We start from the raw sequence: 13,474 nt of genomic DNA, 5'->3' as shown, positions 1-13,474 counted from the left end.
GACGCAACGAAGACGCAGGTCTTCGCGTTGACCTGCGCTAATGACCGAAGTGGGGACTTCCGCCTGATGACGACCGCCCAGCTGATGTCACTGGCCATCATCGTGCTGATGATGGCGGCGTTCATCTGGGGCCGGTTCCGCTATGACCTCGTCGCCTGCGGCGCGCTGATCGCCGCCGTCGCCACTGGAGTGGTCCAGCAAGCCGACGCCTTCTCGGGCTTCAGCGACGACATCGTCATCATCGTCGGCTCGGCGCTGCTTGTCAGCGCCGGCGTCGCCCGTTCGGGCATCATGGAATACGCCATCCAGCGCTTCGCGCCGGAGGTTTCCACCGTCCGCGCACAGCTGGCGCTGCTGGTCATCATCGTCACCCTTCTGTCGGCCTTCGTGAAGAACATCGGCGCGCTGGCGATCATGATCCCCATCGCCTACCAGTTCGCCCGGCGCTCCAACACCTCGCCCTCGGTGTTCCTGATGCCCATGGCCTTCGGCTCGCTGCTCGGCGGACTGATGACACTGATCGGCACTTCACCCAACATCGTGGTGTCGCGCGTGCGCCAGGAGATGACCGGCGAGACCTTCGGCATGTTCGACTTCACGCCGGTGGGTGCGGCACTTGCCGTCGCAGGCGTCGTCTTCCTCATCATCTTCTACAGGCTGCTGCCGATACGCACCCGCGCGTCCGCTTCGATCCACGAGGCCATCGACATCAACAACTACGTCACCGAGGCACGGGTCGTCGCCGACTCGACCATTGCCGGCAAGACGCTGGCCGATCTGCTCAAGCTCGGCGGCGGCCAGACAGTGGTCACCTCCATCCTGCGTTCGCGCGCCCTGCACGTCACGCCGTTTCCCGATGTCACGCTGCGCGAAGGCGACATCCTGTTGATCGAGGGCGCACCCGACGCGCTCGACCGCATGGTCGCCCAGGCCAAGCTCAGCGTCACCGGCGGCCGCGACATGGCCGGCGGCAAGCATCTGGCAACCGCCGTCGAGGCGATCATCGGTGAAAACTCCAGCCTCATCGGCGGTTCGGCCCAGCGGCTGGCGCTCTATGATCGCTTCAACGTCAACCTGTTGGCGGTCAGCCGCAAGGGCGAGCGCATCCAGGAACGGCTCGGCGCGGTCACCCTCAGGCTCGGCGACGTGGTCGTGCTGCAAGGCAATCCCCAGACGATGCCCGACATCCTGCGCGAGCTTGGCTGCCTGCCCCTCGCCGAGCGGCCGATCCTGCTCGGCAGTTTTCGCCGCGGCATCGTGCCCGTCGCCATTCTCGTGGCGGCCATGGCTGCCACAGCCCTTGGGCTGCTGCCGGTGCCGCTTGCCTTCTTCACGGCAGCCGTCGCCATGGTTGTATTCCGCGTCATCCCTTTGCGCGAGGTCTATGGCGCGATAGACGGGCCGATCCTGGTCATGCTGGCGGCGCTCATTCCCGTCAGCGACTCCCTGCGCCGAACAGGGGCAACCGACGTGATCTCGGCCTGGCTTGCAGACTTCGCCGCAGCCCTGCCCCCTGCGGGAGCACTGACCCTGATCATGATCGTCGCCATGGCGGTAACGCCGTTTCTCAACAACGCCGCCACCGTACTCGTCGTAGCCCCAATCGCCGCCAGTTTCGCGAGTACGCTGGGCTACCGCCCCGAGGCCTTCCTGATGGCGGTGGCGATTGGTGCCGGCTGCGACTTCCTCACGCCCATCGGCCACCAGTGCAACACGCTGGTCATGGGCCCGGGCGGCTACAAATTCTCCGATTATCCGCGCCTCGGCCTGCCGCTGTCGCTACTCGTCATCATCGTCGCCGTTCCCATGCTGATGCTGGTCTGGCCGATCTGACCCGCACGCAAGCGTGATTGGCCGTCGCCGCCATCTCGACCTAGCCTCCCAGTCCCAGCAAAGAGCCATGGAGGAAGGCCGATGAAACGCATTCTCATCCTGTCGGCAGCACTTTGCGCCGGCGTGCTCGGCGCCAGCGCGCAAGACAATACGATGAGCTTCTTCGTCACCAGCGTGGGCTCCGGCAAGGGCGCCAATCTCGGCGGTCTGGAAGGTGCTGACGCCCATTGCGCGGGCCTCGCCGAGGCAGCCGGCGTCACCGGCAAGACCTGGCACGCCTACCTTTCGACCAGCGACGCCGATGCGCGCGACCGCATCGGCAAGGGGCCGTGGTTCAACGCCAAGGGCCAGAAGATCGCCGACGACGTCGCCTCCCTGCATGGCGACGCCAACAACATCAACAAGGAAACCGCCCTCGACGAAAAGGGCAATGTCATCAACGGGCGCGGCGACACGCCCAACCGCCACGACATGCTGACCGGCTCGAAACCCGACGGTACCCGGATCGCCGACCAGACCTGCTCTAACTGGACCAGCGACGGCGAAGGTGCTGCGATGATGGGACACCACGACCGCAAGGGCCTTGACGATTCCGTCGCCGCCAAGTCGTGGAATTCGTCGCATGCCTCGCGCGGCGGCTGCGGCCAGCAGGCGCTGAAAGGCACTGGCGGCGATGGGCTGTTCTATTGCTTTGCGGTGAACTGAGCGGTCAGCGAATGGCGCTCACCACCAGTTCGGGCCGCAGGTTCAGTGTCTGGAACACCACGCAATAGCGCTCGGTCAGCTTGATCAGAGTGTCGATGCGCTCCTGCGGCTCGTCGGTGTCGAGCTTGAATGCCAGCCGGATGGTGCGAAAACCCACCTGTGCATCCCTGGCGACACCGAGCGTGCCGCGGAAATCAAGATCGCCCTCGGCGGACACCCTGGCTTCGCCGAGGCGGAATTCGAGCGCCGTGGCCACCGCCTTCAGCGTAACGCCGGCGCAGGCCACGAGGGCTTCGAGCAGCATATCGCCCGAGCACAGTTCCATGCCGGTGCCACCGGTGGCCGGGTGCAGGCCGGCGGTGACGATGGCCCGGCCGGTTTCAACCTTGCAGGCAATAGATTGGTCGTCGACCGAGCCATGCGCCCTCAGCGTGATCAGCGCCCGCCCGGCGTCCTCCCGATAGGCTTCCTTCAACGGCGTCTGCAGGGCCTTCAGCTGTTGCGCGTCCATGGCATCCTCCGGTCTCGTGGATGGCCAAGGCTAACACAAAGCCGATGACATGCGATCTCCTGACACGAGGCTGGCAGCAACAGGGGGCTAAGGTAGTCTCACCAACCTGGAGGCTCCATGACCGGTGCGGCAGGCTCCGCTTCCGAACACAGGCTCGGCATTGTGCTGGTGGCACTGTCGGCTGCCGTTTTCGGCCTCGCCGGCGTACTCACCAAGTCGATCGACACCGATCCGCTGACGATCACCTCCTGGCGGGGCCTGATCGGCGGCATCCTGATCTCGGCCTATGTGTTCTGGCGGCGCGCCCACGGCAGCGGCGAAAGCCTCCGCCTCGGCCGGAGCGGCTGGATGCTGGCCGTGCTGGGCACGGCGGCGAGCATCGCTTTCATCGCCGCCTTCAAGAACACCTATGTCGCCAATGTCGTCGTCATCTACGCCACGGTGCCCTTCGTGGTGGCTATTCTGGCATGGCTGATCGTCGGCGAGGTCTTCCGCCGCGAGACGGCGCTGGCAGCCACCGCCTGCCTGGCAGGCGTCGCCATCATGGTCTGGTCAGGCCTCAGCGGCGGCCATCTGTTCGGCGACCTGCTGGCGATGCTGATGACCTTCATATTCGCGCTCTACGCCGCGCTCGTCCGCCGCTTCCGCGACGCACCGGTGGTCTGGGCAGGCGCCGTTTCGGCCTTCCTCGGCATTTTTCCCGCCTGGCTCGTCTCCGACCCGCTCTCCGTTCCCCTAGAGGACGTGCCCCTGCTCGTCGCCTTCGGCTTCAATTTCGCGCTCGCCGTCATCCTGTGGACCGAGGGCGCGCGCCGCATACCGGCGGCCGAGGCCGGCCTGCTGGGTACGACAGAAGTGCCCTTCGGCATCTTCTTTGCCTGGCTGTTCCTCGCCGAAGTGCCGCCGTCTGCCAGCCTCGTCGGCGGCGCCATTGTTCTGACTGCCGTGATCCTGAATGCCTGGCGGGACTGGAGCGAGGCCCGGCACGCCCCCGCTTTGCCCGGCATGGTTGAAAAAGAATCGAAAAAAGCGTGAGGCCCGCGGAACCATCTCCATTGCTTCGCGTTGTTAGCCTCAGGACGGGTTGCCCCATCCCCCCATCCCCTCCACCCGTCCCCTTTTCTTTAAGCCGGTCGAAAGACCGGCTTTTTCCTTAGGGCATACTCAGGGAGTGGGGACGACGATGCTCATTGACCTGTGGTGATCATCGTCTAGTTTCGATGCGCGTGGCATTCGCACGCTGCGCGCATTGGGAGGTGCGGCATGATCCTGGCCAGTGCTGTCTTGCTCGGCATTGCTGCTGTGTGGTCGCTCGCGGCCGGGCTCTTGATGCAGGATCTCGGCATCAGGTTCCGTCAGGCGCTGCTTTATATGCCGTTCCGGCTGGTCTACCGCATCCGAGACGAGGCCATGCGCGATGCCCGCAAGTCCGATGCCCCTGTCATCTATGTCGTTTCGCACCAGTCGCGGCTTGAACCGGCACTGATGCTGTCACTCTTGCCCGACCAGACGCTGCATATCCTCGACGAAGCGTCGGCCCGCTCCCACTGGCTCGAGCCCTGGCGCGAGCTTGGTCGCACCATCGCCTTCAATGCCGAGCATGTCTTCGTCAGTCGTCGACTGGTGCGCGTGCTTCGCGGAAAAGGCCGCCTTGCGGTCTATATCCCCGACACGGTCGAGCCCGACGTCAAATCCTTCCGTCTGTTCCGCGCCATTGCTCGCATCGCCATGCAGGCCGACGCCCGGATCGTGCCGGTCTATGTCTCGGGAACCCGCTTCCTGCCGTTCTCGCTGACACCGCCTGAACGCGCGCCGCGAAGCTGGTTTCCACGCCTCACCATCGCCGCCCTCGCTCCGATGACGGTCGCAGAACTGCTGCAGCGCGCCGGCTATCAGCGCAGCAACACCACCAACGCACTGTTCGATCGTGTTGCCGAGGCACGCCTTGCAGGTACGGATCTCGATCGCGGCATCTTCTACGGCATGTGTGATGCAGCCGAGCGCTTCGGCGCTTCTCGGCCCATCATCGAGGACGTTGTCGGCGGCGTGCTCAGCTATCGCATGGTGATGACCGGGGCGCGCCTGCTTGGCACACGCTTCCAGAAGCTGGCCGCTCCGGGCGAACCCGTGGGCGTGATGCTGCCCAACACCAACGGCGTGGTGCTGACCCTGCTCGGGCTGATCTCATCAGCAAGGGTGGCTGCCATGGTGAACTACACCGCCGGCCCGGCCAGCGTCGCCTCAGCGGTCAAGACGGCCGAGATCAGAACCATCGTGTCATCGCGCGCCTTTGTCGAAAAGGCCGACCTCGCCGATGTCGTGGCGGCAATCGAGCAGGCCGGCGCGCACATCATCTGGCTCGAAGACCTGCGCGACAGCGTCAGCCAGAAAGAGAAGATTGCAGCCCTGCTCCAATGGCACAGGCCGCTCATGCCGCAGGATGCGTCCAAGCCGGCCGTCATCCTGTTCACGTCAGGCTCCGAAGGCACGCCCAAGGCTGTGGTGCTCTCCCACCGCAACATCGTCGCCAATGTCATGCAGGCCGAAGCGCGCATCAGCATTTCGCCCGAGGACAAGCTGTTCAACGTGTTGCCCGTATTCCACTCCTTCGGTCTGACAGGCGGCACGTTCCTGCCGCTGCTGACGGGCGTGCGGCTGTTCCTCTACCCCTCGCCGCTGCACTACAAGCTGATCCCCGACGTCGCCCGCAAGGTCAGGCCGACGATCATGTTCGGCACCGACACCTTCCTGTCGGCCTATGCGCGCACTGCCGAGGACGGCGACTTCTCCAGCCTGCGCTTCGTGGTGGCCGGCGCCGAGCCAGTTCGGCAGGAAACGCGCCGCACCTGGCGCGAGCGCTACGGCGCCGAGATCATCGAAGGCTATGGCCTGACCGAGGCGGCACCCGTGGTTGCCGTCAACACCGCCACTCACAGCCGTGACGGCACTGTCGGGCGTCTGCTGCCGGGCCTCCGCATGCGGCTCGAAGAGGTCGAAGGCGTCTCCGACGGCGGACAGCTGTGGCTCAACGGCCCCAATCTGATGATGGGCTACATGACCGCAGACAAGCCTGGTGTGCTCCAGCCGCTTGAAGGCTGGCACGACACCGGCGACATCGTCTCCGTCGACCGCGAGGGTTTCATCACCATCAAGGGCCGGGCCAAGCGCTTCGCCAAGATCGCCGGCGAGATGGTGTCACTGGGCGCCGTCGAAATCATGGCGCAGGCTTTGTGGCCGGAGCAACACCATGCGGCCGTGGCAGTGCCGGACAAGCGCCGGGGCGAGCGCATCGTGCTCGTCACCACGGCAGCCGACGCCAAGGCCGACAAGTTGCGGCTCTACGGCAAGCAGGCCGGCGCGGCCGAGCTCATGGTGCCGCAGGACATCATCAAGGTGGTGGAATTGCCGGTGCTCGGCTCCGGCAAGACCGACTATGTCGCCGCCCGCCGGATGGCGATGACGCAGTTGGGGCTCGCCGCCTGACGCGGCGCTGCCGGAGCGGGCAGCACTAGTCTTTGGTTTTCGGGGGTTCGGGAGCCTCATCCGCTGCGGCTTCGGCGGCCACGGCTTCGGCCGCCGCTGCAGCCTTCTCGCCTTCGATCCTCGAACGCCGGGCATAGGCGCTGGCGCTCAGCGGCAGGAACAGCAGGTAACCTGCGACCGACGCCGTCAGCGTCTGCCAGGGATAGCCGGTCAGGAGCAGCACGTAGAACACCGCCGCCAGCATGACCGGCAGCAGGTACTCCCTGCGGATGCTCAGCTTCTTGCCGGAGTAAACAGGCAGACGGCTGACCAGCAGGAAGGCGACAAGGATGGTGAAGACGGTGGCGGCATAGGCCACGGTGCGCGTGCCCTCGAGGCCGAGGAAGCCGAGATACATCGGCAGCATCAAGGTGATGGCGCCGATCGGTGCCGGCACGCCGACGAAATATTCGGCCTGCCACGCCGGTCGTTCGAGATCCTCGTCGAGCACATTGAAGCGCGCCAGCCGAAGGCCCATGGCGATGGCGAAGAGCAACGTCGCGATCCAGCCGAACGAACCCGCCTTGTCGAGCAGGTAGGCATAGAGCACAAGCGCCGGCACGACGCCGAAATTGACGATGTCGGCGAGCGAATCCATCTGCGCGCCGAATTTCGAGGTCGCCTTCAACATGCGCGCCAGGCGGCCGTCGATGCCGTCGAGGAAGGCAGCCAGCAGCACCATCACGACGGCCGATTCGAAGCGATCCTGGAAGGCGAGCCTGATCGCCGACAGGCCGGCGCAGATTGCCAGAACGGTGATCAGGTTGGGCAGCACCATGCGCAGCGGGATCTCGCGGATGCGCGGCCCGCCGCTGCCATGCGGTTCGAAGGGCTTGAATGGCGCCACCATCAGGAAACCCTGACCAGCGGCGGATGGCTGGCGCCGCCGAATTCGGCAATCACGGTTTCGCCGGCAACCGCCGTCTGGCCGACGGAAACCCGCGCCACCGCATTGGTGGGCAGGAACACGTCGACACGCGAGCCGAAGCGGATCAGGCCAAAACGCTCGCCTACGGAGATATTGCCGCCGACATCGGCCCAGCACAGGATGCGGCGGGCGACGAGGCCGGCGATCTGGACCGCCGCCACCTGCCCATTGGGGCTGTCGATGACGACGCCGTTGCGTTCGTTTTCCTGGCTGGCCTTGTCGAGCTCGGCATTGAGGAACTTGCCCGGCCTATGCTCGATGCGGACGATCTTGCCGCGGACAGGCGCTCGGTTCACATGGACGGAGAAGACGTTCATGAACACCGAGATGCGCGTCATCTCGGCATTGCCGAGGCCGAGTTCGCGCGGCGGCACTGCGGGCCCCACAGCCGACACCACGCCGTCGGCCGGACTGATCACCAATCGGTCGTCTACGGGGGTCACGCGCTCCGGGTCGCGGTAGAAATAGGCGCACCAGGCGGTGAGAATCACACCAACCCAGAACAGCGACGTCGAGAAGAAGCCGAGCAGGACGGTGACCGCGGCAAAGCCCGCAATGAAGGGATATCCCTCGCGATGGACCGGAACAAAGACGTTTCGGATCGTGTCGGCAATGCTCATGAAGGGGCGGCCATCGCTGTTGAAGACCCGCAGTGCTTACCGGAAACGGTCCGGCCTCGCAACGCGGCATAGCGGCGACGGCAACGCCCTCCCCAATCACTGGCCCCAATCACTGGCCATCGGCGACCTCCGGCGTGCGGCGGCGAATGGCCACGCCGAACTCGTCTTCCTCGCGCACCTTGCGCAGCCTCTCTTCCGCTTCGGTCGCTTCGCGCTGGCGGTCCCACATCCTGGCATAGAGCCCCTTGTGGCGCAGCAGCTCGGCATGGGTGCCGCGCTCGGCGATCCTGCCGTCCTCGAGCACGATGATCTCGTCGGCCGAGATGACGGTCGAAAGCCGGTGGGCGATGACAAGTGTGGTACGGCCCTTGGAGACCAGGTCGAGCGCGCTCTGGATGTCCTGCTCGGTCTGGGTGTCGAGCGCCGAAGTCGCCTCGTCCAGCATCAGGATCGGCGGCGCCTTGAGGATGGTGCGGGCAATTGCCACGCGCTGCTTTTCGCCCCCAGAGAGCTTGAGGCCGCGCTCGCCGACCATCGACTTATAGCCGTCGGGCATGCGCTCAATGAAGCCGGAGATCTGGGCGAGCTCGGCTGCCTTGCGAACATCTTCCTCGTCGGCATTCATGCGGCCGTAGCGGATGTTGTAGGCGATGGTGTCGTTGAACAGCACCGTATCCTGCGGAACCATGCCGATGACGCTGCGCAGGCTTTCCTGGGTTACATCGCGGAGGTCCTGGCCATCGATCAGGATCGCACCCTGCTGGATGTCATAGAAGCGGAACAGGAGCCTAGATATCGTCGACTTGCCCGCACCCGAAGGACCGACGATCGCCACAGTCTTGCCGGCCGGCACTTCGAAGCTCACGCCCTTGAGGATCTGGCGGTTCGGATCGTAAGCAAAATGCACGTCGCGGAACTCGACGCGGCCGGTGCCAACCACCAGGGCATTGGCGCCCGGCTTGTCGACCACTTCCTGGCGCACGTCGAGCAGGTCGAACATCTGTTCGATGTCGGTCAGCCCCTGGCGGATTTCGCGGTAGATAAAGCCGATGAAGTTGAGCGGCACCGAAAGCTGCATCAACATGGCGTTGATGAAGACGAAGTCGCCGACAGTCTGGGTGCCCGCCTGGACCTCCAGCACCGACATCCACATGACGATCGCCATGCCGATGCCAAAGATGACGCCCTGCCCGAAGTTCAGCCAGCCAAGCGAGGTCCAGGTCTTCGTCGCTGCGCTCTCATAGCGCGCCATCGAGCGGTCGAAACGCTCGGCTTCCATACGTTCGTTGTTGAAGTACTTCACCGTCTCGAAATTGAGCAGCGAGTCGATCGCCTTGGTGTTGGCGTCGGTGTCGGACTCGTTCATCTCGCGGCGGATGCCGATGCGCCAGTCGCTCGCCCTGACCGTGAACCAGGTGTAGAGCCACACCGTGATTGCCACTACTGCCACATATTTCCAGCCATAGGCGAAGGCAAAGATGCCAGCCGTCAGCGCGAATTCGAGGATCGTCGGCGCCGTGTTCAGGATGGTGAAGCGGACGATCGTCTCGATGCCCTTGGTGCCACGCTCGATGACGCGCGACAGGCCACCAGTGCGGCGCTCGAGATGGAAACGCAACGACAGTTCATGCATGTGCACGAAGGTGCGGTGCGCCAGTTGGCGAACGGCATACTGGCCGACACTGGCAAACAACGCGTCGCGCAGCTGATTGAAGCCGAGCTGGACGATGCGGATGACGTTGTAGGCCACGACAAGCATGACCGGGGCGGCCAGGATCGCCGGGAGCAGCAACGGGCCGCGCTGGTCGCCGGCAAGCGCGTCTGTCGCCCACTTGAAGAAATAGGGGCTGATGACCAGGCCGCCCTTGGCGACGAACAGGAACACGGTCGCCCAGACAACGCGCAGCCTGAGGTCGGGCCTGTCTTCCGGCCACATATAGGGCCACAGGTTCTTGATGGTGCTCAGCGTCGAGCCCCGTTCGGCGGATACGGTCTTGTTGGCCACTGTTCTTGCCTTGATTAGCTGCCCGAGCCTTCGTCCGCGCAGCAGGATTCGACGAGCGCGGAGACGGATCGGGAAATGGCGGCGAGCGCCACCTGGTCGATTTCATAACGCGAGCGCTGGCGCTCCGGCGCATAACGCACCAGACCAGCCTCGACGAGGATTTTCAGATGTTGGGAGACGGTCGACTGGGCTAGGTCGAGATGCTCGACCACCTCCTTGCAGCAGCATGACCTGCCGCCGCCCAGCCGCCTCAGGATTTCAAGCCGCGCCGGATGCGAAAGCGCGGCTAGCTTTTGCGCCACGTCCGCGCTGGACCCGCCGCAATGCTGGTTTGAGTGGAAAGATTTCATCGTCTATCGACGATAGACGATGAAATTAACCTTCGCAACCGCAATTGCCGGAAAAACCGCGCCTCGGGCTACGGCTTGGGCGCCGGCTCGGGCATCGCCTGCTCGCCCATGGCGTCCATGTTGGCGGCTTCGCCTTCCTTGGACTTTTCAGGCACGCGGAACACCTGCCCCGGCCAGATCCGATCGGGATCGCGGATCTGGTCCTGGTTGGCGAGGTAGATGTTCGAGTAGCGCACACCATGGCCGTAGACGCGACGCGAAATCCGCCACAAGGAATCACCGCGGCGGATGATGACCGCGCCATTGACCGGCTCCAATTTGGACGCGGTCGGCTCGGTTCCGGTCGCGGGCGCCGACGCCACCTCGGCCGGCTTGTCGGCAGCCGTTGCCGGAGCAGCCGCAGGCGCCTCGGTCGTGGCCGCAGGCGCAGGTGCGGCGGCAGTCGCGGGCTCGGCCGGCTTGGGCTGCTCCACTGGCGCCACGGCTGCGATCGCCTCGCCCGGTTCGCGCGTGAATGGCACTGCGGCGCGCGCCGCAACCTTGACGCCATCCGGCTCGAGGGCATCGACGCGCACGATGTAGTCGCCGACGGGCAGTTCGCGCTCGGCCTCGATCAGGAAGCGACCCTCGGGCGAGGTCTGCGCTTCGCCGATGAGGATTTCATTGGCGTAGGCCCGCACTTTGCGGCCGGCATCCGCCGCACCGGCGATGAAGATCTTCTTGCCCTCGATCTCGACCGCCTCGACGCTGATCTTGATCTGCGAGGCAGGCGCGTCCGACTTGGCCGGGGCAGGCTGCTGGGGCGCCGTGGCCGCAGGTGCCGCGGTCGGCGCATTCGCCACCTGTTCTCTGGTTGCCGGAGCCGGAGCCTTGGCAGGCTCGGGCACGGTGATCAGCTGTGAAGGCTTGCCGGGCTCTTCGACCAGCGCCAGCACCTGGCCGCCGGGCTGCTCGGGCACGGACACCACGGCCGTCTCGGTCGAGGTCGCCACGACATTGTCGGGCGCGGTCGAACGCAGCACGATCTGGTAGTCGCCGGGCTTCAGCGGCTTGTCGAGCACGATGGCGAAGTCACCATCGACGCCGGCCGTCGCCGCGCCGATCACCTGCGAGCCGGTGACGATCTCGACCTTGGCGTTGCCTGCCGCCTTGCCGGCGATCACCACCGAACCATTGTCCTCGACGCGAACCACGTCGAAACTGGGCGCCACAACGGCCTGGGTTGCCGCGGGCTGCTGCGCTGCCGGAGCGGGTGCTTCGGCCGTGGGCTTGGGGGCTTCCGCAGGCTTCTGTTCGGCTGGCGCAACAGCGGCCGGTGCGGGCACATTCGCCACCGCGGCCGGGGGCTGGCTCAGATAAGGATCGAGCGCGCCTGATACATATGCAATGCCGGTTGCGACGACGGCGCCGCCTGCTGCCAGCAAAAAGACTTTAATCGGTTTCGTCGCCATGTTTTCCCCTGCCCTGGCCGCTTGAGGCGGCATACCTTGTTTTGCCGGCAGCGACAAGAAAAAGCCCCGTTCGGGCTTGACCCTGCCCGCAGACGCAATACCCAATCAGGCCATGAACAAGATTCGATCCATCTGCGTCTATTGCGGCTCATCGCCGGGCCGCGATGAAGTCTACATCAAGGCCGGTCACCTGCTTGGCCGTTCCATCGCCAAGGCCGGCCTGCGGCTCGTCTATGGCGGCGGCACCAAGGGCATCATGGGTGCGGTCGCCGATGGCGCGCTGCGCGCCGGTGGCAAGGTCACCGGCATCATACCGCGTTTCCTGATGAACAAGGAAGCGACCGAAAGTGCGCTCACCCGTCTGGATGAGCTGCAGATCACCGAAAACATGCATGAGCGCAAGCATGCGATGTTCGAGAAGTCGGATGCCTTCGTCGCCCTCCCCGGCGGCATCGGAACCGTCGAGGAGATCGTCGAGATCATGACCTGGGCGCAGCTCGGCCATCACCGCAAGCCGATCGTCTACGCCAACATCAACGGCTTCTGGGACCCGATGCTGGCGCTGATCGACCACATGAAGGCCGAAGGCTTCGTCCACACCACGCATCTGGTGCAGCCGCTGGTCGTCGACGATCCGGAAGCCGTGGTTTCGGCGATCATGGTCGCTGCCGGCGCGGACGCCACCCCAACCGAAGGCGTGCAGTCGCTCATCGACAAGATGTGAGCCGGATCAGGCCCGGAGCAATTCCAGGAAAAGTGCGCATCGGTTTTCCGTTTGGATCGCGACAACGGAAATCCGATCGCCGCCGTGATCTGCTTGGCGATGCCGATACTCAAGAGTTTGCCGTCACTGGCAAGCAGGATCAGTTGGCGCGAAGATCGAGCGTGATGGTGCCCGCGGCCAAGACCTCCTCTTCATGCGGCGGATCGCGCCACGTCTCGGCAAGCGCTGCCTCGTACCATTCGCGCATGGCGGGCTGCTCCAGCATCAGTGCGACGTAGTCGTTCGCCCTGCCGCCGAAATCCAGTGCATAGGTCTGCGCCCTGAAGATGACGGGCGCAAAGAAGGCATCGACAGCGGTAAACCTGTCGCCGGCGAGGAACGGTCCGCCGAAACGCTCGAGGCCCTGGTTCCAGAGTTCGCCGATGCGTGCAATCTCGGCCTCAAGCCCGGCTGGCCTGTCTTTGAGGCGAACGCGCACGCCGCAGCTCATGCCGCAGATGTTGCGCAGGTTGCGGAAGCTGGAATGCATCTCGGCTGCTGCCGAACGCGCCCAGGCACGCGCCGCTGCATCGTCCGGCCAGACACCCTGATGGCGCTCGGCCAGGTATTCGATGATCGCCAGAGAGTCCCAAACGGTCAGGTCGTCATCGACGAGCACCGGCACGCTGCTCGTCGGGGAGAAGGAGCTGAAATCAGGCTGCCCGGGCAGGTTGCCAAACGGCACCTGGCGCTCGGTGAACGCAATGCCCTGCCCGCGCATCAGCGCCCACGGCCGCAGCGACCACGAGGAATAGTTCTTGTTGGCGATGTAGAGCCGGTACATGC

At 65.0% G+C, this 13,474-nt stretch carries 12 protein-coding genes; 5 read left to right on the top strand and 7 right to left on the bottom strand.

Annotation, left to right across the window (positions count from 1 at the left end; translation table 11 throughout):
• Positions 1-66: 66 nt before the first annotated feature.
• Positions 67-1,833, top strand: a complete 1,767-nt coding sequence (locus tag B015_RS0107665) for an SLC13 family permease (protein WP_018427096.1) — start codon at positions 67-69, stop codon at positions 1,831-1,833.
• Positions 1,834-1,914: 81 nt separating this feature from the next.
• Entirely contained in the window at positions 1,915-2,538 is a 624-nt protein-coding gene (locus B015_RS0107660; protein WP_018427095.1) for a hypothetical protein, read from the top strand.
• A 4-nt stretch (positions 2,539-2,542) separates the two neighbouring features.
• Here B015_RS0107660 and B015_RS0107655 read toward each other — a convergent pair whose 3' ends face one another.
• The gene (locus B015_RS0107655) at positions 2,543-3,049 is read right to left on the bottom strand and encodes an OsmC family protein (RefSeq protein WP_018427094.1); all 507 of its coding nucleotides are present in this window, start codon (positions 3,047-3,049) and stop codon (positions 2,543-2,545) included.
• Positions 3,050-3,166: 117 nt separating this feature from the next.
• Here B015_RS0107655 and B015_RS0107650 point away from each other — a divergent pair, with 117 nt between their 5' ends.
• Together B015_RS0107650 and B015_RS0107645 are read left to right on the top strand one after the other, a co-directional pair.
• Positions 3,167-4,084, top strand: a complete 918-nt coding sequence (locus tag B015_RS0107650; protein WP_018427093.1) for a DMT family transporter — start codon at positions 3,167-3,169, stop codon at positions 4,082-4,084.
• Between the two features lie 228 nt (positions 4,085-4,312).
• Positions 4,313-6,532 (top strand): AMP-binding protein, encoded by a 2,220-nt coding sequence (locus B015_RS0107645; RefSeq protein WP_018427092.1) that lies wholly within the window; start codon positions 4,313-4,315, stop codon positions 6,530-6,532.
• A 25-nt stretch (positions 6,533-6,557) separates the two neighbouring features.
• On the opposite strand, the gene pssA is transcribed toward B015_RS0107645, so the two are convergent.
• The 5 genes from pssA to B015_RS0107620 all read right to left on the bottom strand — a co-directional run bounded on the left by pssA (position 6,558) and on the right by B015_RS0107620 (position 11,925).
• Complete coding sequence (gene pssA, locus B015_RS0107640) at positions 6,558-7,421, bottom strand: CDP-diacylglycerol--serine O-phosphatidyltransferase (RefSeq protein ID WP_018427091.1); 864 nt, start codon at positions 7,419-7,421, stop codon at positions 6,558-6,560.
• Positions 7,421-8,119: a phosphatidylserine decarboxylase gene (locus B015_RS0107635; protein ID WP_018427090.1), complete on the bottom strand. Its 699-nt coding sequence runs from the start codon at positions 8,117-8,119 to the stop codon at positions 7,421-7,423. The genes pssA and B015_RS0107635 overlap by 1 nt, the downstream gene beginning before the upstream one ends.
• Positions 8,120-8,228: 109 nt before the next feature.
• Positions 8,229-10,124 (bottom strand): ABC transporter ATP-binding protein/permease, encoded by a 1,896-nt coding sequence (locus tag B015_RS0107630; RefSeq protein ID WP_018427089.1) that lies wholly within the window; start codon positions 10,122-10,124, stop codon positions 8,229-8,231.
• Positions 10,125-10,138: 14 nt separating this feature from the next.
• Entirely contained in the window at positions 10,139-10,474 is a 336-nt protein-coding gene (locus B015_RS0107625) for a metalloregulator ArsR/SmtB family transcription factor (protein WP_026227007.1), read from the bottom strand.
• Positions 10,475-10,542: 68 nt separating this feature from the next.
• Positions 10,543-11,925, bottom strand: coding sequence for a LysM peptidoglycan-binding domain-containing protein (locus tag B015_RS0107620; RefSeq protein WP_026227006.1), 1,383 nt, complete (start codon positions 11,923-11,925; stop codon positions 10,543-10,545).
• Between the two features lie 112 nt (positions 11,926-12,037).
• On the opposite strand from B015_RS0107620, the gene B015_RS0107615 reads away from it, so the two are divergent.
• The gene (locus tag B015_RS0107615; RefSeq protein WP_018427086.1) at positions 12,038-12,649 is read left to right on the top strand and encodes a TIGR00730 family Rossman fold protein; all 612 of its coding nucleotides are present in this window, start codon (positions 12,038-12,040) and stop codon (positions 12,647-12,649) included.
• A 139-nt stretch (positions 12,650-12,788) separates the two neighbouring features.
• On the opposite strand, the gene B015_RS0107610 is transcribed toward B015_RS0107615, so the two are convergent.
• Positions 12,789-13,472 (bottom strand): glutathione S-transferase family protein, encoded by a 684-nt coding sequence (locus B015_RS0107610; RefSeq protein WP_018427085.1) that lies wholly within the window; start codon positions 13,470-13,472, stop codon positions 12,789-12,791.
• Positions 13,473-13,474: the final 2 nt, after the last annotated feature.

It is taken from the genome of Hoeflea sp. 108, from assembly GCF_000372965.1.
Classification (GTDB): domain Bacteria; phylum Pseudomonadota; class Alphaproteobacteria; order Rhizobiales; family Rhizobiaceae; genus Aminobacter.
Note: the sequence above shows the minus strand (reverse complement) of the source record. Positions and strands in the feature narration are given on the sequence as shown.